This window comes from Streptomyces sp. NPDC127177, assembly GCF_042672475.1.
GTDB lineage: Bacteria > Actinomycetota > Actinomycetes > Streptomycetales > Streptomycetaceae > Streptomyces.
In genome coordinates this window covers 1-15,683 of sequence record NZ_JBHXUW010000039.1, presented here as the reverse complement: position 1 = coordinate 15,683, position 15,683 = coordinate 1, and the positions used below count along the sequence as shown (strand labels likewise).

Sequence of the window (15,683 nt, the reverse complement as noted above, 5' to 3'; positions counted from 1 at the left end):
ACGGCATCAGCCGACATCGAGACGCAGGAGATCTTCCTCCGTCTCGCGCCGGACGATGACCCGCGCCTCTCCGTCGCGCACGGCGACGACGGGCGGGCGCAGGGCGTGGTTGTAGTTACTCGCCATGGAACGGCAGTACGCGCCGGTGGCGGGCACGGCGATGAGGTCGCCGGGGGCCAGGTCCGAGGGCAGGAAGGCGTCCTTGACGACGATGTCGCCGCTCTCGCAGTGCTTGCCGACGACCCGGACGAGCATCGGCTCGGCCTCCGATGTGCGCGAGACGAGCGCCACGCTGTACTCGGCGTCGTACAGCGCGGTACGGATGTTGTCCGACATCCCGCCGTCGACACTGACGTAGGTGCGCAGCCCCTCCAGCGGCTTGATCGTGCCGACCTCGTACAGCGTGAAGGCGGTCGGTCCGACGATGGCGCGGCCGGGCTCGACGGAGATCCGGGGGGTGTCGAGACCGGCGGACTCGCACTCGCGGGTCACGATGTCGCCCAGCGACTTGGCGATCTCGTGCGGTTCGCGCGGGTCGTCGTCGGAGGTGTACGCGATGCCGAGGCCGCCGCCGAGGTCGATCTCGGGCAGTTCGACGCCGTGCTCGTCGCGCACCTCGGCGAGGAGTTGCACCACGCGCCGGGCGGAGACCTCGAAGCCGGCCATGTCGAAGATCTGCGAGCCGATGTGCGAGTGGATGCCGATGAGCTCGAGACCGTCGAGGGTGAGCGCCCGCCGGACCGCCTCGGCGGCCTGTCCGTCGGCCAGCGCGATGCCGAACTTCTGGTCCTCGTGCGCGGTGGCGATGAACTCGTGGGTGTGTGCCTCGACGCCGACGGTCACCCGGATCTGCACGGGCTGGCGCCGGCCGAGACGCTGTGCGATGTGCGAGACGCGGACGATCTCCTGGAAGGAGTCGAGCACGATCCGGCCGACGCCCGCCGTGACGGCCCGCTCGATCTCGTCGACCGTCTTGTTGTTGCCGTGGAAGGCGATGCGCTCGGCGGGCATCCCGGCGTCCAGCGCGGTGGTCAGCTCACCGCCGGAGCAGACGTCGAGGTTGAGTCCCTCCTCCTGGAGCCAGCGCACGACCGCGCGGGAGAGGAAGGCCTTGCCGGCGTAGAAGACGTCGGCGCCGGGGCCGAAGGCGTCGGACCAGGCACGGCAGCGGGCCCGGAAGTCGGCTTCGTCCAGGAAGTAGGCGGGAGTACCGAACTCCTCGGCCAGCCGGGCGACTTCGATACCGCCGACGGTCAGCGCGCCGTGCTCGTCACGGGTGACGGTGCGGGACCAGACCTTCTCGTCGAGGACGTTGAGGTCCTCGGCCGGGGCGGAGTAGTGGCCCTCGGTCATGACGTCGGCGTGACGGGGACCGGCGGGGTGTGCGGATCGGCTCATCGTGTTGCTCTGCTCTCTCGGGTCTCTCAGAGGTACGGGGGCGCGCTGATGCCGAGCAGGGACAGGCCGCCTGCCAGCACCGTCCCGGCGGCTTCGGCGATGGCGAGCCGGGTGCGGTGGGCGGCCGAGGGTTTCTCGTCCCCGACGGGGAGCGGGGACGCGGTGTCGTGGAAGTCGAAGAACGCCTGCGCGACCGCTTCGAGGTGGCGGGCGAGCCGGTCGGGGGCACGGTGCCGGGCGGCGGCGGCGAGCACGGTGGGGTGGTCGGCGAGGACGGCGAGCAGGGCGGGTGCCTCCACCCCTTCCACTTCGCCTTCCCGGGTGCCGGTGAGGCCGAGGAGCTGGGCGCCGCGGCTGAGGGCGCGGGTGCGGGAGTACGCGTAGCGGACGAGGAACAGCGGATTGATCTCCCCCTGGACGAGGAGCTCGTCGCCGAGCCGGGCCCGGTCGTGGCCGGCCGGCCGGAGCAGCCCCCAGCGGGTGGCGTCGGGCCCGAGCCGGTCGAGCAGCTCGCCCGCGGTGGCACCTGCCGGGACCGGACGTATCTCCGTGAGGGGCGTGGGGGGCCGCCCGTGGGCGTCGACGGTGACGCCCAGCCGTGCCCAGTCCGGGTCGGGCTCCTCGTCGCAGCTGATGCGGACGGGGGCGCCCTGCGCGCGCACCAGCCGGCGCACGGCGTGGGCGGTGACCGCGGCCCGGACCTCACGGGCATGGCTGAATTGCAGCGGCGCCCCGGCGAGTGCGTCACCGTGCCCGTACCGCAGCCCCTGCTCCCGTACCCGGTCCAGGAGCGCGCGGTGCGCGGCGGCGTCGGCCGGGGCGTCGAGCGTGAAGTTCAGGAAGCCGGGCCCGGTGATCTCGACCCGTCCGATCCCGGGCACCCCGGCCATCCGCTCCCGGAGGATCTCGGCCACCTCCCGCGCGGGCAGTGCGGCGGCTCCGGCCAGCTGGAGTGCGACGGCGCTGGCGTAGTCGCCGCACCCGCCGGGCCGTGTCCTCTCCACTCGCACGCGCGCGGGCACGGGCGCACGCAAGGCGTCCTCGTCCACCGCGCGGCGCACGGCGTGCAGCACGGTCGTGGAGAGATCGGCGGGGGTCACGGGACAAGCGTATGGGAGGGAGGGGGGCGTTTCGCGAACCGGTTTCGCCATCCGGTCAGCCGGCGGCACTCTCCGCCCGCCCGGCCCCCTGCCTGCCGTCGAGGACCGACGCCCGGCCGCGCTCCATCAACTGGCGCACCACCCGCACCAGCTCGCTCGGCTCGAAGGGCTTGGCGAGGAACGCGTCGACCCCTGCCGCGACACCGTTGTCCACCTCGTACGGCGTGCAGGCGCTGATGATCGCCACGGGAAGGTGCCGGGTCCGCGGATCGGAGCGCAGTCTGGTGGCCGTCTGCAGACCGTCCAGCCGGGGCATCACGACATCGAGCGTGATCACATCGGGACTGACCCGATGCACCAGATCCAGACACTCGACACCATCGGCCGCGGTCACGACCTCGAAGCCCTCAAGCTCGAGATTGACCCTGATCAACTGCCGGATGACCTTGTTGTCGTCGACAACAAGCACGCGGCCGCACGCCCCTGACACCCTTCGAGAGTAGGCGGGGCGGAGTGGCTGCGTCCGGGTTTTGCCCACTTCCGTCCCCGGACGGATGGCGGCACAGGTTGGCCGGATGTGTGTGCGACCGCCCCGGCAGCGCATGCGGCGGCACGGCGGCGGCACGGAAATACCTGTTCACAGCCACCCCGTCGAAGCTGGTAGTGTTTCACCCGTCGCAGAGCACCACAGCGATACGCCCCCGTAGCTCAGGGGATAGAGCATCGGCCTCCGGAGCCGGGTGCGCAGGTTCGAATCCTGCCGGGGGCACTTCAGTCCGGACAGCGTGATCAAGCAGCTGGCCGGATGGAGTGCCGAGTACAAAGGGTCGGACCCAGTACCACTGGGTCCGACCCTTTGTCGTTGCCTGCAGCGACCACGGGCGGTGACTCGGTCCCGCTTCCCATCCCGCCCAGGTCGGCCGGCTCGGGGAGGCGGTGGCGGCGGCCTGGCCCCCCATCGCCATCACCGCCTCGGATCGCACGAACGCGTCGCGGCAGCGGGCCTTCAGCGGCCGACCGCCCATCGACAGGCATGCAACGAGGACCATCGGCCCCGCTACCCTGCCAATTAGGTCTGTCTCGAGTGAGCCGAGAAGCAAACGCCAGGAAAGCATCAGTATTCCGAAAGGGCAGGATCCATGACCATGAAATGGACCTACTGCGAACGTTGGAACAAGCTACTCGAGCGCCCCGTCGCCCCATTGACCGACAAGAAGGCCAGAGCCCGGCACTCGAACGGGCAGCTGTATACCGCCATCCCCGTCTCCGATGGGCAGCGCTCCCCGGAGTTGCGTGTCGAGATCCGCTGGGAGACCGAATACGCCGGTGTCGTCTTCATGGACGAGTACGGTCGCGACGAGTTGCGCTACACATTCTCCATCGTCAATGGTGCGCTCTTCCTCGACGGAGCGAGGCGGTACGAGTACGGAGATTCAGACGTACGTGGAGGGCATGCAGACGCCACCCATATGGAATCGTATGCTTTCACCCCCGATGGCGTCGCGCATCGAACTGTTGAGTCCGGAGATGAATCCTCCGGCGAGAGTCGGGAAATCGACGTCTCTCTCAACTGGGAGGAAATCCCGGAATTTGGAGTGTACGACTCACTCGTCCGACGCGACCGTGACCAGCCCTGACCTGCACCGGAAGCTCGTACCCCGGGCAGGAGCGGGCCCTCTTCGGCGGAGTGCGGCGAGAGGTGAGGGCGCGATGGTGCAGTTCGGCACCTGTCGCACGCTCACCGTCGAGCTCGACTGATTCACGCGCTGCGACGGGCCGGCAGACGGGTTGCTCACCAGGCACCGGTCAACCTCCGTGGTCGAATGCGGCCAGGTGACCACCAGCAGATCCCCAAGGCGAATGGTGCGGAATTCGGCGGACGCCCCACCCACGCGACTTCAGACCCCGGCGTGCAAGTGCGGTGTCCAGAGGTACGACCCAAGGGCTGTCCCGTAGCCGGGAACTGATCACGGATTTCACGCTCGGCGCGATGCAATACGACGGCCGACCGGTCCCTATTTACGCCCTCGCGTGATTCCACACCGCGTCAAGTGTGTCCAGAAAGCCATCCGCACGGAGCCGGCGGACAACGATCCATGGCACGCCCGGTCGAACTTCACCTTCACAGCGAATTCCGGGCAGGTCCAAGAAGTCGACAGCCATGAGGTCGGGTCCGTCCAGTGCATCGCTGAAGCGCCGCATCTCACGATCCACTCGGCCCAAATGCCGCCGGAAGCTGAGGACAGGTCGAGGTCGTTACCGAGATCGATCAGGCAGTCGAAGGCGAGACGCTCCGGCGCCGCGATGGTCTGCGGCTACGACCCGAGAACTCTGCGGCTCGACCAGTACGGAAGAAGCTGGACATGGTCGCCCGGGCCATCGAGGAGGAGTCTCCCTCACTCGGTCCGGCCGCCGATCCGCAGCAGAGCGGATGCGCCTCCCCGTCGGTCGGCCTTCGCGCTCTCCATGGCCTGGAGTTCAGCGCGGCACTCCCGTCACCCCGGGCGGCCGGGCCCCCTCAGGCCGCCGCCCCCGCGTACTCCTCCGCGAGGAAGCGGATGGTCTGGTCGACGAAGACCCGCATCTCGCGTGACAGGTTCTTGCCCCGCCGCCAGGCGATCTGGGTGTGCACCTCGAACGGGATGCTCCAGGGGAGGCTGACCAGTGTCCCGGCCTCCAGGGCGTCCGCCACCGTGGCCGTCGGGAGCAGGCTGATGCCCAGGCCGGCGGCGACGCCTCGCTTGATGGACTCGATCGTGCCGAATTCCAGGAAGGGCAGCGGCTCCCCCGTGCCGTCGTTCAGTTCGGCCTCGAACAGTTCGCGGTAGGCGCAGCCCGCCTCGGCGGAGATGACCTGGGTCCTGCGCAGTTCGTCGGTGGTGATCTTCTCGGCCCGTGTCAGGGGGTGGTCCGGGGCGGCCACCACCGTGAGCGGTTCGGAGCCGAGCACCTCGGTCTGGACGCCGGGGTGCTGGGTCTCGGCCTCCATCAGGAAGCCCATGTCGAACATGCCCTGGCGCAGCGCGTGGCAGGTCTCGGCGCAGAGGCTGGGGCGGAGCACGATCTGCAGGGACGGGTAGCGGTGGTGGAAGAACTCCAGCAGCGGGGGCATGCGGTAGGAGGTGATGCTCTCCATGGAGCCGATCGTGAGGACGCCGGAGGGTTCCTCCGACGCCCTCGTCGCACCGCGTGCCTCCCCCGCGAGGGTGACCATCTGTTCGGCGTACGGGAGGAGCCGCTGGCCGGCCTCGGTGAGTTGTATACGGCCTCCGAGGCGGTCGAACAGATCCACTCCGAGCGACAGCTCCAGCGCCTTGATCTGCGCCGTGACACTGGATTGCGCGTACTTCAATTCGGATGCGGCCCGAGTGAAGCTGAGCAGCGCCGCCACCTTGTGGAACGTGACCAACTGTCGGATGTCCATAGCCCCTCCTGGGTTCGGCTGACGCCGTACTCAATACTGCTTTCCCAGGAAATCAAGCCGGGCAGGGAGAGACCAGAACATGGGGGTGTCTGATCAAGGACAAGCGTCGTCATGATTCGGACACATCGATGCCGGCGAATGCGGGGTGTTCCGCCTGATCGTCCGGGATCAGTCCCTGACGGCCAATCAGGAGACCGGCCTGGAAGCGACTCGTCGCGCCAATTTCTTCCATGATTGCGGAAATATGACGGCGGCAGGTCCGTGTGGCCATACCCAGTCGGCGGGCGATCACTTCGTCCTTCACGCCCATGGCCATCAGACGCAGAATTGACATCCGGAGATCCTCGGCGACCTGTTGGTATTCAATGGTCCGCCCCACGTCGAACGGCTGGCTCCCCTGCCATACGGACTCAAATGAGCGGCACAGGTACGCGACGAGCGTGGGGTCGGAGACAATGGCCGCCCCCGGAGGTTCTTTTCCCGTCCGCTCCTTGGGTATGAACGCCAGTTTGCGGTCGTAGATGATGAGTCGTTCGGCGAGTTCCTCGGCGGTACGGACCTCCGCGCCCTCCTCGCAGATCTGCCGCACGTAGGTGCGCGTGGCGAGGCTGGAGCGGGCCGTGTGCTGGTAGAGCGTGCGGATGCGGATTCCGCGCCGCCGCATCTCCAGCGTCTGCATCAGGTCCAGTTCCAGCATCTCGGCGCTGCGGCCGCCGCCGGGCTGCAGGCTGATCCGCTCCTCGGTGCAGCGGCGGCGCGCCAGGTCGATCTCGCGGCGCACCTCCTCGAAGTCGTCCAGCACCCGGATGGGCGGCAGATCGTCGGTCGCCGCCTGTTCCTGCGAGCGGTAGACCTCGGCCAGGACCCTCAACTGCCGGTGGATCCCGGCGATTTGCTGTCGGCGCTGCGCGATCGACACCTCGAGCGGCGTGATCAGTTCGGCCTCGGCCACGTCGGGGTTGAGCGGAACCATGGTTTCCCCGGAACCGGTCGGCCCGAGAAGCCGCAGCTCATACAGGGTTTCACGGGCTTGCACGACCATTTCCGCATCGACCCCCAGGCCGACCGCGATCTCCTTCTCGTCGAAGACCCCCGCGCGCAACGCCCACGCGTAGGCGTCCACAGCAACGCTGTCCAGCAGTACCCGCTCCCCCACTGCCCCTCCCCCGCCGCATACGGCCCCTTCTGCCTGTCCACTTGCTGCCGGTCCATCCTAGGACAGTTCATGCCACTCGAAGTGGAGCTCCGTAAATGGCACGGTTCTCTTGCGGCCAGAAAATACATCAGTCAACCAGCGCAGGGGGATACGCAATGATGAACATCCGTCATTCACTTGTCCGGAGCATCTCGGCAACCGCGCTGGCCTTCGGAGTTCTCGGCTCCGCCATGGCCTCGACACCGGTCGGTTCAAGCCACGAAACCGCACACATAAACACGGTCGCCGATGACAAATGGGACACCGTGCCGGCGCACCCTGCTTCGTCTTTCAACAGAGAAATCTCTTGATCTCATTCACGTACACCCCAGAAGGGCACATCATGACATCACAGCGCCCCACGGTCCTGAGCGGTGGCCCGGAAGCGGGTTTCGACACTCTCCACTGGCCGTGAAAAGAACGGAATCATTCTCTCCGCTCTCCGCGTCAGTAGTGGACACGGCGGTCGGCGGAGGTCACCCGGTAGCGTATGTTCCACAGGCTCCGCCGCACGTAAGCGCGTTGCAGCCACCGGTCCCGGCCGTCGTGCTGGGCCACGAACTCCGAGCGGGCATGCACCCCCTTGCGGTTGTTCACCAGGAGAGCCTGACCGGGTTCGAGGCACACGGTGTGTGCCGTCGCCCGGCACGCGTCCTGTAGTTGCTCGAAGGCCGTCTCGGCCCCGCGGGTGAGCGGGTGCACACCATTGGCCGAAATCGCGATCTCGGGAAAGTCCGCCGCACCACTGATGACCGGCACGGGATCGGACAGCACCTGTCCTCCGCCCGCGGCACTACGGGTATAGCTGCCCGGCGCGTTCAGCCGGAACAGCGGGCTGCGCAGCGTCTCCAGCGCGCCGTCGTTCAGCTGCCCGCAGATGTCGCGGGCGTCCGCGTAGTGCGTGGCGGCCGCCCCCGAGGGGTCGCCACGCAGGCAGTTGAGGACCAGGAAGTCCGGGTTGGCGATGTCGTATCGCCCGGTGGCGTCATAGGTGATGTCGCTGTGGAAGTTGAGGAAGACCGCGGATCCCTGGTTGGTCTGGGTCCGCTCGCCGCCCGGCACCGGGACGACGTCGTGGACGAGCCGGCCGTCCTTCTCCGTGAGGACGCCCATGGGCTCGCCCAACAGCCCGGCCAGTCCCAGCAGGACGCCCTCGGCGACGAATCCCCTCTTGTCACGGGCGGGCCCGCCGTCCACAGGGGTGGCGGGCAGGGTCTCCTCGACCGGGAGATTGCGTACGAGGGTGACGCCCGGGGTGTCGATGTGCCGGCCGAAGTCCAGTAGCCGCTGGAGCGGTTCGAGGGGCAGCCCGGCGAAGATCCGGTGGTACCGGGTCATGGCCCGGTCGATGTCCGCCACCGGGTCCGGCAGCCCGGCCAGTCCGGCGCCGATCGCGTCGCGCACCGCGTCGGGCAGCACCAGTTCGGCGTACGTCGGGGCCGTGTCCCGGTCCGCTGCCCGGAGGATCTCGGTCGTCACTCGGTCACACTCCTACGAGACGGGACTGGGGTCCGTGGCCGGCGAACGGGAAGTCCATCCGGTCATGGAGTCGTTGCGCGAGGTGCAGGGCGTCCTCGCCGCTCTCCGCGAGGTGCGCGGTGACCTTGCTGCCCCGTACCTCGGCGACCGGCACACCCAGGTACCGTCCCGGCTCGACGCCGTGCGCGAGTTGTACGGCCTCCAGGTCGACATAGCCGCCGACCACCGCGACCCGTGGTCCGCCCGTCTGGCGGACCGTGTCGATCCCCGCCAGGTGGAAGGCGTTGTGCGCGGCGTCGGCCAGGGCGTCGTCGCCGTAACCCAGCACGCTGGAACGCTGGTTGAAGACGACCGCGGACATCTGGTCGCCACCGGTGCCGATCCTGGTGCCCACGGTGTACGGCGCCCTGTTGTAGCGCAGCACGATCTCGATGCGGTGGCGCAGGGCGAGCTGTACGGCCCTGCGGTGCAGCACCTTCGCCCCGTGCAGGGACATCAGGGCCGCCATGTTGTACGAGACGTGCGGCAGCAGCCGGGCGCCGGTGACCAGGTGCGGGTCGCAGGTGTAGATGCCGTCGACGTCCGAGTGGATCTCGCAGGTGTCGCTGCGGACCGCGGCGGCGAGCGCGAGCGCGGACAGGTCCGAACTGTTCTTGCCCAGCCAGGTCGGCCGCCCCTGGGGGTCCGCCGCCTGGCCGCCGGGGACGACGACGACCTCGTACCGTTCCAGCGCCCTGCGCAGCGGGGCGGGGTCCGTACCGGTGACCCTCGCCCAGAGGAAGGAGGAGTTGGTGGTCAGTCCGGTCTGGTGGCCCGCCAGCACCGTCGCGCTGCGGCCCGCCCGGTGCAGCGCGGTGGCCAGCAGATGGGCGCTGAGCAGATCACCGGTGGTGAGCAGGCCGGCCGCGGTGGCGTCCTCGGGGTGCGGGTTGACCTCGTGCAGGCGCTCGCGCAGGGCCTCCGTCTCCCCCTGCATCGCGCTGACCACGACCACCATCGGGCGGCCCTCCGCGCGGATCCGGGCGTCGAGACCGGCCGCCAGATCGCCGTACGCGGCGTGCGAACGGAAGGTGGAGCCGCCGAACTTCAGTACGGCGACGGGGGCGTTCGTCCTCGTCAGCAGGTTCATCGGGTGCCTCCTGCCATGAAGCCGCTGCGCAGCACGTACTCGGCGATCTGCATCGCGTTCAGGGCGGCGCCCACCCTGAGGTTGTCCGACACCACCCACAGCCAGAAGCCGCGTGGGTTGTGCGGGGCCACCCGGATCCGGCCGACGTGCACGTGGTCGGGGTTCCCCGCGGTGAGCGGGGTCGGGAAGGCCGACCGGTCCTCGGCGTCGTGCACGGTGACCTCGGGCAGGGCGCTCAGCAGCGTGACCAGTTCGTCGCGGTCCACCGGCGAACCCGCCTCGACCCAGACCGACTCGGAGTGGCAGTTGACGACGGGGACGCGCACACAGGTGGCGGTGAGGTCCAGGTGCGGGATGCCGAGGATCTTGCGGGACTCCTGGAGCATCTTCTGCTCCTCCATGGTGAATCCGCTGTCCAGGAGCTCGTCGATGAAGGGGACGACGTTGAAGGCGAGGGCCGGGGTGAAGGAGTCCGCCGGGAGCTCGGCGTCCGGGTCGCGCAGCGCGACCTCGCTGCCCTCGAGCAGTTCCTCGATGCCCTGGTGGCCCTGGCCGGAGGCGGCCTGGTAGGTGCTCGTCACCACCTGCCGGACCCCCCAGCGCCGCTCGACCGACTGGAGGAGCCGCACCAGCGGAATGGTCGAGCAGTTGGGGTTGGCGATCATCCCGCTGACCGGACGGGTCTCCAGTACGTGACCGTTGACCTGGGGCACGACGAGCGGTGTCTTGGGGTCCATCCGGAAGGCGTTGGTGTTGTCGATCACCAGGGCGCCCTGCGCGGCCGCCGTTCCCGCCCACTCCCGGCTGACCGAGGTCCCGGCCGAGAAGAAGGCGATGTCGGCACGGCCGAAGTCGAACTCCTCAAGTGCCTGGACCGGGTAGGAGAGGCCGTCGACCGCGAGCCGCCGGCCCGCGCTTCGCGTCGAGGCGACGAGGTGGATCTCGCGGTAGGCCAGCGCCCGTTCCTCGATCAGTTCGATGAGGGTGCTGCCCACGGCACCTGTCGCACCGACGACGGCGATGCGTGGGGCGGTGGGGTCGGTGACGAGCGTCATCAGGGTTCTCCGATCCGGAGGGGCACGGTTGCGGGCGCGTGAGCCGGTCCCGCGGGGTGGTGCGTCGGCGGGACGGGACGGGGGTGTCCGTCGTCGGGTTCGCGGGGCGGTCTCCACCGGCGGACGGGCGGGAGCCGTGCGGGGCCGGGGATCATCGGCGTGGTCATGTGCCTCGCGGCTCCTTCCTGTGTGGACGGTGTTTCGGGCGCGGCGGTTCGGGTGGCGGGTCAGTTCAGCGGGATGGCGTAGTGGAGTCCGCCTCGTGTCCAGAGTTCGTTGGGGCCGCGTGGCACGTCGAGCCCGGACGCGGAACCCAGATTGCGTTCGTAGACGTCCGCGTACGTTCCGACGGCGGCCAGCACCCTGGCGGCCCAGCCGTCGTCGAGCCCGGCCGCCGGGCCGTGCGGGCCGGCCAGTTCCGCGGCGGCTTCCCGGCCGTCACCCGACGCCTCCGTGTGCTCGGCGCACAGCAGCAGCTGGAGCACCCAGCGCACCAGCCGGAACCAGCGCGGATCGTCGTCCCGGACGGCGGCCGCCATGGGCTCGCGGGAGATCGAGACGGGCAGGATGCGGTGCGCCCCCGGATCCGGCAGACCGGCCCGGATCCCGGCGAGCGCGGTGCGGTCCAGCACGTACGCGGCGCAGTCACCGCCGGCGTAGGCGGCCAGTGCATCGGCGGGGGCGGCGAAGCCGACGGGTTCGACGCTCAATCCGCGGGCGCCGTACCAGGACTCCAGGTTGACCGGGGTGGTGCAGCCGGTGTGGACGGCCAGGCGGCGCCCCGCCAGGTCCGCCGGATCCGCCGAGCCGTCAGCGGTGCGGACGAGGAAGCCCTCGCCGTCGTAGCAGGTGATTCCGGCGAAGAGCACGGGGTGGGCGGCCTCCCGGCCCATCGTCCAGGTCAGGTTGCACACCGTCAGGTCGGCCTCGCCGTCGGCCAGTACGGCGAGCCGGTCGGTGGCGGGCATCGGGAGCCAGTCGATGGCCTCGGAGTCGTGGAGCACCGCGGCGGCGACCGCGCGCGCGATGTCGGCGTCCAGTCCGGTCCAGCGGCCGTCCCCGGTCCGCAGGGAGAGCCCCCGGATGCCCTGGGAGACAGCGACGCGTACGGCCCCCCGGGACCGTACGGCTTCAAGGGTGTCGCGGTACGGGGCCGTCATGAGGCACCGGCCGGCAGGGAGCCCGTCCGCTCCTCGCGGTCGAAGCGCCGCTCGTTGTGGGACAGCGTCCTGGCCGGCGACCTGGCGTCGACCTCGGCGGCGGCCGCCGCGGGATCGCCGATGTCCGCCGTACTCACGGGCATGGAGCCGGCCCGGCTCCGGCTCAGCATGGCGTGCCGGTCGATGGTGGCGCGCGAGCGGTTGGCGTTGTCCGGGTGCGGGCAGTACGGAACGTCGAGGCGGCCCCGCGCGGAAGCGGCGACGAGGGCGGAGAAGCGGTCGGTCCGCGGGTCCGTGGTCATGCGGCCTCCTCCCCCACGGCGTGGAGCGCGTCCGGTCGCGCGTCGAGACCGTGCACGAAGGCCTCGAAGCGGTCGAGCGCGCCGGCTTCGCCGTCGTCGAAGACGGCGTCGTAGCCCGCGGCGAGGAGACGGCCGGCGAAGCGGGTGTCGTCCCGGCCGTGGACGCCGAGTTTGCCGCCGATCACCGCCGGCAGGCTCCCGAGTCCGGGGGTGGCGCGCAGCCGCCTGATCAGCCGCAGGCCGTCCAGCTGTCCGTGGCCGTTGACGCTGCTGACCACCAGGAGGCCGGGCCGCTCGGCCCGGCAGGAATCGATGATCACCGCGTCGGGCACCAGGTTTCCCAGGTTCCGCACGGCGTGCCCCTGCCCTTCGAGGAGCAGCTGGAGGAAGAGGAGGTTCCATGTGTGCGCGTCGGAGGATACGCCCGAGACGAGGACGCGTTTCCCGGTGACGGCGGCGATTCCATTCATGGATTTCCTCGGTAGCGACGTGGTGGGTGGCACTTGAAATCATCCGTGGCGCGTCACCGAGTGGTCCAGGGGCGGGGGTCGGACATATCCGAACGCGGCAATCGGGAATGTCTATCCCGTTCCGTTCGGTTCGTCGCCGTCCCCGAAGAGGTCCAGCCGGGCGGCCGCCATGCCCAGCTGGAAACGGGTCTCGACGTCGAGCTTGTCGCACATCCCGGCGAGGTAGCGGCGCAGGGTGCGGGTGGAGATGCCCAGGCGACGGGACATGAATTCGTCGGAGCGGCCGCGCTCCAGATGGCGCAGGATGGCCAGTTCGATGTCCTCGAACACATCGGCGCCGTAGCCCGCCCCGTCGACCGGCTTCGCATGGTCCCAGATGTGGTCGAATATCAATTCCAGGAAGCCCACCACTGCCGGGTCCCGGAACAGCGCGCCGCCACCTCCCTTTCCGGTGGGAACGAGCGCGTAGGTGCTGTCGAGCAGAATCATCCGCCCGGGAATGACCGCGGCGGTGCGGACCTGGGCCCCCAGATCGCTCAGGTGCCGCACGTGGGCCAGTGCCTCCCGCTGGCGGCGCGCGGTGTGCGGCAGGACGGTCCGGTAGAGGACCCCGCGGTCGAGCAGGTCGCGGTCGAGGTCGATCGCGGCGCGCAGGGTCTGCGCGTTGCCCAGGGTCGGGTGGGCGGTGAGCACACTGTGCTGGACGCGCAGCGAGAGGTCGGTGAGCCGCTCCCGGACGGCTTCGCCGTCGACGAGCAGCTCCGTGCAGGTGGCGGCCGACCGCTGCCGCTGGTGCGCCTCGTACAGGGGGCCTAGCGGGCGCAGGTCGCGACGGGTCGTGTCGATCCGCCGCATCAGCCTGTGCACCTGCACTTGGAGTGACGCGGTCAGCTCGGCCGCGGCCAGGCTCGGCGAGATCGCCTCGTACCGGTGGGGGCCGTCCTCCTGGAGGAGCCGGTGCGCCAGCAGCCGTCCGACGGACTCGTCGAACTGCTCGGTTCCCGGGCCGGGTTCGCCGGCGGCCGCGTCGGCGCGGGACGGCGCCTCCAGCAGCCGGCGGTACACGTCGATGTCCTGGGGTCTGAGTTCGTCTTCCGGCACGTCGGCTTCCTCGGGTTCGCGCGGGCTCACAGTGCGAAGCAGCGCTCCAGGAAGTCGGTCGACACGTCGCCCCGGATGAATTCGGGGTGGCCGAGGATCTCCTGGTGCATGGGAATCGTGGTGTGCATGCCCGGCCCGGAGACCTCGAACTCGGACAGGGCCCGCTGGGTGCGCTCGATGCAGGCCGCGCGGTCCGGCCCCCAGACGATGAGCTTGCCGATCATCGAGTCGTAGTACGGGCTGACCCTGGCGCCGGGGACGTAGTCCGTGTCGACGCGGACCCAGGGGCCGCCGGGGACGCGGTAGGTCTCCAGCGTTCCGGGGGTGGGGGCGAAGGAGCGGGCCGGGTCCTCCGCGTTGATGCGGCACTCGATGGCGTGCCCGCGGATCTCGATGTCCTCCTGCTTGACGGAGAGCGGGCTGCCGGAGGCGACCCGCAGCTGCTCGCTCACCAGGTCGACGCCTGTGACGAGTTCGGTGACCGGGTGCTCCACCTGGATGCGGGCGTTCATCTCCATGAACCAGAACGCGTCCTCGGCCGCGTCCGGGCCGGTCTCCAGGAGGAACTCCACCGTTCCCGCCCCCCGGTAGCCGACCGCACGCGCTCCGGCCAGCGCCGCTTCGCCGAGCCGGGCGCGCAGTTCGGGCGGGACGGCGGCGGAGGGCGACTCCTCGATGAGCTTCTGGTGGCGGCGCTGCACCGAGCAGTCGCGCTCGCCGAGGTGGACGGCGCCGTCGAAGTCGTCGCAGACGACCTGGATCTCGATGTGCCGGGTCTTCTCCAGATAGCGCTCCATGTAGACGGCGCTGTTACGGAAGACGGCCTGGGCGCTGGCCCGGGTGGCGACATAGGCGTCGCGCAGGTCCTGCGGACGGCGTACGACGGTGATGCCGCGGCCTCCCCCGCCCGCCGCGGCCTTGATGATCACCGGGTAGCCGATCTCGTTCGCGACGGCCTCCGCGGCCTCGACGGAGTCGACGGGTTCGACGGTGCCGGGCAGCAGCGGAAGTCCGGCCTCCGTCATCAGCCGGCGGGCGGTGGCCTTGTCGCCGACGTTCTCCATGACGTCCGGCGGCGGGCCGATGAACGTGATGCCGTCGTCGGCGCATATCTCGGCGAAGTACGGGTCCTCGGAGAGGAATCCGTAGCCGGGGTGGATGGCCTGGGCGCCGGTCCTGACGGCGGCGCCGATGATGTTGGGGATGTGCAGATAGCTCCGGGCGGGCGCGCCGGGGCCGATGTGCACGGCCTCGTCGGCGGCCCTGACGAACTGGGCGTCCGCGTCGGGGGTGGAGTACACGGCCACTGTGCGCACCCCCAGGTCGCGGCAGGTACGGATGATCCGCAGCGCGATCTCGCCGCGATTGGCGATGAGTACCTTGTCGAACACGTCTCGGTCCTCCTGTGGGCCGGGTTCTCGGAGCGTGCGGACGCTCTCAGTCGACGGGGACGAGGTCGAAGAGCGGCTGGGCGTACTCGACGACCTCGCCGTCCTGGGCGTGGATCGCGTGGACCCGGCCCTTGACCTCGGCGGTGATGGAGTTGAGCAGCTTCATCGCTTCGATGATGGCCAGCTGGTGGCCGGGTTCGACGATGTCGCCGACCTTCACGAACGCCTCGGAGCCGGGCGAGGACGCCTGGTAGTACGTGCCGACCAGGGGCGCGGTGACCTTCACCAGACCGGCCGGCGGCGCGTCCTCGGCGGGGGCCTCGGGCGCTGCGGCGGCGGGCGCGGCCGGGGCGGCGGGGGCGAGCGGGGCGGCGGGGGCGAGCGGGGCCGCAGGCGCGGCGGGAGTGGACGGCTCACGCACGAGGTACACAATGTTCCCGCCGGCCCGCCGGGGGCTGCGCCGCAGGGGGCGGGGCGGT

The 15,683-nt window shown here is 70.0% G+C and carries 15 protein-coding genes and 1 tRNA gene; 2 read left to right on the top strand and 14 right to left on the bottom strand.

Annotated features, from left to right (window positions below; translation table 11 throughout):
* Positions 1-6 precede the first annotated feature (6 nt).
* From lysA to ACFVJX_RS23415, 3 genes are read right to left on the bottom strand one after another with little or no spacing between them, the layout of a single operon-like run.
* Positions 7-1,398, bottom strand: coding sequence for a diaminopimelate decarboxylase (gene lysA / locus ACFVJX_RS23425; protein WP_384129510.1), 1,392 nt, complete (start codon positions 1,396-1,398; stop codon positions 7-9).
* 26 nt (positions 1,399-1,424) lie between these two features.
* Positions 1,425-2,498, bottom strand: a complete 1,074-nt coding sequence (gene nrtL, locus ACFVJX_RS23420; protein WP_384129512.1) for an ArgS-related anticodon-binding protein NrtL — start codon at positions 2,496-2,498, stop codon at positions 1,425-1,427.
* 55 nt (positions 2,499-2,553) lie between these two features.
* Positions 2,554-2,967: a response regulator gene (locus tag ACFVJX_RS23415; RefSeq protein ID WP_384129515.1), complete on the bottom strand. Its 414-nt coding sequence runs from the start codon at positions 2,965-2,967 to the stop codon at positions 2,554-2,556.
* 228 nt (positions 2,968-3,195) lie between these two features.
* On the opposite strand from ACFVJX_RS23415, the gene ACFVJX_RS23410 reads away from it, so the two are divergent.
* Together ACFVJX_RS23410 and ACFVJX_RS23405 are read left to right on the top strand one after the other, a co-directional pair.
* Positions 3,196-3,267: transfer RNA gene (locus ACFVJX_RS23410), tRNA-Arg, on the top strand.
* A gap of 376 nt (positions 3,268-3,643) precedes the next feature.
* A complete protein-coding gene (locus ACFVJX_RS23405; RefSeq protein ID WP_384129518.1) occupies positions 3,644-4,135 on the top strand; it encodes a hypothetical protein in 492 nt (163 codons plus the stop codon).
* 881 nt (positions 4,136-5,016) lie between these two features.
* Here the strand turns inward: ACFVJX_RS23405 and ACFVJX_RS23400 are convergent.
* The 11 genes from ACFVJX_RS23400 to ACFVJX_RS23350 form a co-directional block, all read right to left on the bottom strand.
* Positions 5,017-5,922, bottom strand: coding sequence for a LysR family transcriptional regulator (locus tag ACFVJX_RS23400; protein ID WP_384129521.1), 906 nt, complete (start codon positions 5,920-5,922; stop codon positions 5,017-5,019).
* A 109-nt stretch (positions 5,923-6,031) separates the two neighbouring features.
* The gene (locus ACFVJX_RS23395; protein WP_384129524.1) at positions 6,032-7,078 is read right to left on the bottom strand and encodes a LuxR C-terminal-related transcriptional regulator; all 1,047 of its coding nucleotides are present in this window, start codon (positions 7,076-7,078) and stop codon (positions 6,032-6,034) included.
* A gap of 486 nt (positions 7,079-7,564) precedes the next feature.
* Positions 7,565-8,596: a TauD/TfdA family dioxygenase gene (locus ACFVJX_RS23390; protein WP_384129526.1), complete on the bottom strand. Its 1,032-nt coding sequence runs from the start codon at positions 8,594-8,596 to the stop codon at positions 7,565-7,567.
* 4 nt (positions 8,597-8,600) lie between these two features.
* On the bottom strand, positions 8,601-9,725 hold the full coding sequence (locus ACFVJX_RS23385; protein WP_384129529.1) for an aspartate kinase: 1,125 nt from the start codon (positions 9,723-9,725) through the stop codon (positions 8,601-8,603).
* A complete protein-coding gene (locus ACFVJX_RS23380) occupies positions 9,722-10,780 on the bottom strand; it encodes an aspartate-semialdehyde dehydrogenase (protein WP_384129532.1) in 1,059 nt (352 codons plus the stop codon). The genes ACFVJX_RS23385 and ACFVJX_RS23380 overlap by 4 nt, the downstream gene beginning before the upstream one ends.
* Positions 10,781-11,007: 227 nt before the next feature.
* The gene (locus ACFVJX_RS23375) at positions 11,008-11,940 is read right to left on the bottom strand and encodes a transporter substrate-binding domain-containing protein (protein WP_384129535.1); all 933 of its coding nucleotides are present in this window, start codon (positions 11,938-11,940) and stop codon (positions 11,008-11,010) included.
* Positions 11,937-12,242, bottom strand: a complete 306-nt coding sequence (locus tag ACFVJX_RS23370) for a hypothetical protein (RefSeq protein ID WP_384129538.1) — start codon at positions 12,240-12,242, stop codon at positions 11,937-11,939. Before ACFVJX_RS23370 ends, ACFVJX_RS23375 begins: the two co-directional genes overlap by 4 nt.
* A complete protein-coding gene (locus tag ACFVJX_RS23365) occupies positions 12,239-12,712 on the bottom strand; it encodes a hypothetical protein (protein ID WP_384129541.1) in 474 nt (157 codons plus the stop codon). Before ACFVJX_RS23365 ends, ACFVJX_RS23370 begins: the two co-directional genes overlap by 4 nt.
* Positions 12,713-12,823: 111 nt before the next feature.
* Positions 12,824-13,813 carry a hypothetical protein gene (locus ACFVJX_RS23360; RefSeq protein WP_384129544.1) on the bottom strand — a complete coding sequence of 330 codons (990 nt, stop codon included), beginning with the start codon at positions 13,811-13,813 and terminating at the stop codon, positions 12,824-12,826.
* Positions 13,814-13,839: 26 nt separating this feature from the next.
* Complete coding sequence (gene accC / locus ACFVJX_RS23355) at positions 13,840-15,204, bottom strand: acetyl-CoA carboxylase biotin carboxylase subunit (RefSeq protein ID WP_384129546.1); 1,365 nt, start codon at positions 15,202-15,204, stop codon at positions 13,840-13,842.
* Positions 15,205-15,250: 46 nt separating this feature from the next.
* Positions 15,251-15,683: acetyl-CoA carboxylase biotin carboxyl carrier protein (locus ACFVJX_RS23350; RefSeq protein ID WP_385745586.1), on the bottom strand; the 433-nt coding region annotated here is incomplete at its 5' end.

What these genes read in the sequence shown, in the direction of transcription:
- lysA (WP_384129510.1), bottom strand. Translation starts at nt 1,398, where the DNA reads ATGAGCCGATCCGCACACCCCGCCGGTCCCCGTCACGCCGACGTCATG.
- ACFVJX_RS23405 (WP_384129518.1), top strand. Translation starts at nt 3,644, where the DNA reads ATGAAATGGACCTACTGCGAACGTTGGAACAAGCTACTCGAGCGCCCC.
- ACFVJX_RS23400 (WP_384129521.1), bottom strand. Translation starts at nt 5,922, where the DNA reads ATGGACATCCGACAGTTGGTCACGTTCCACAAGGTGGCGGCGCTGCTC.
- ACFVJX_RS23385 (WP_384129529.1), bottom strand. Translation starts at nt 9,725, where the DNA reads ATGAACCTGCTGACGAGGACGAACGCCCCCGTCGCCGTACTGAAGTTC.
- ACFVJX_RS23380 (WP_384129532.1), bottom strand. Translation starts at nt 10,780, where the DNA reads ATGACGCTCGTCACCGACCCCACCGCCCCACGCATCGCCGTCGTCGGT.
- ACFVJX_RS23375 (WP_384129535.1), bottom strand. Translation starts at nt 11,940, where the DNA reads ATGACGGCCCCGTACCGCGACACCCTTGAAGCCGTACGGTCCCGGGGG.
- ACFVJX_RS23370 (WP_384129538.1), bottom strand. Translation starts at nt 12,242, where the DNA reads ATGACCACGGACCCGCGGACCGACCGCTTCTCCGCCCTCGTCGCCGCT.
- ACFVJX_RS23365 (WP_384129541.1), bottom strand. Translation starts at nt 12,712, where the DNA reads ATGAATGGAATCGCCGCCGTCACCGGGAAACGCGTCCTCGTCTCGGGC.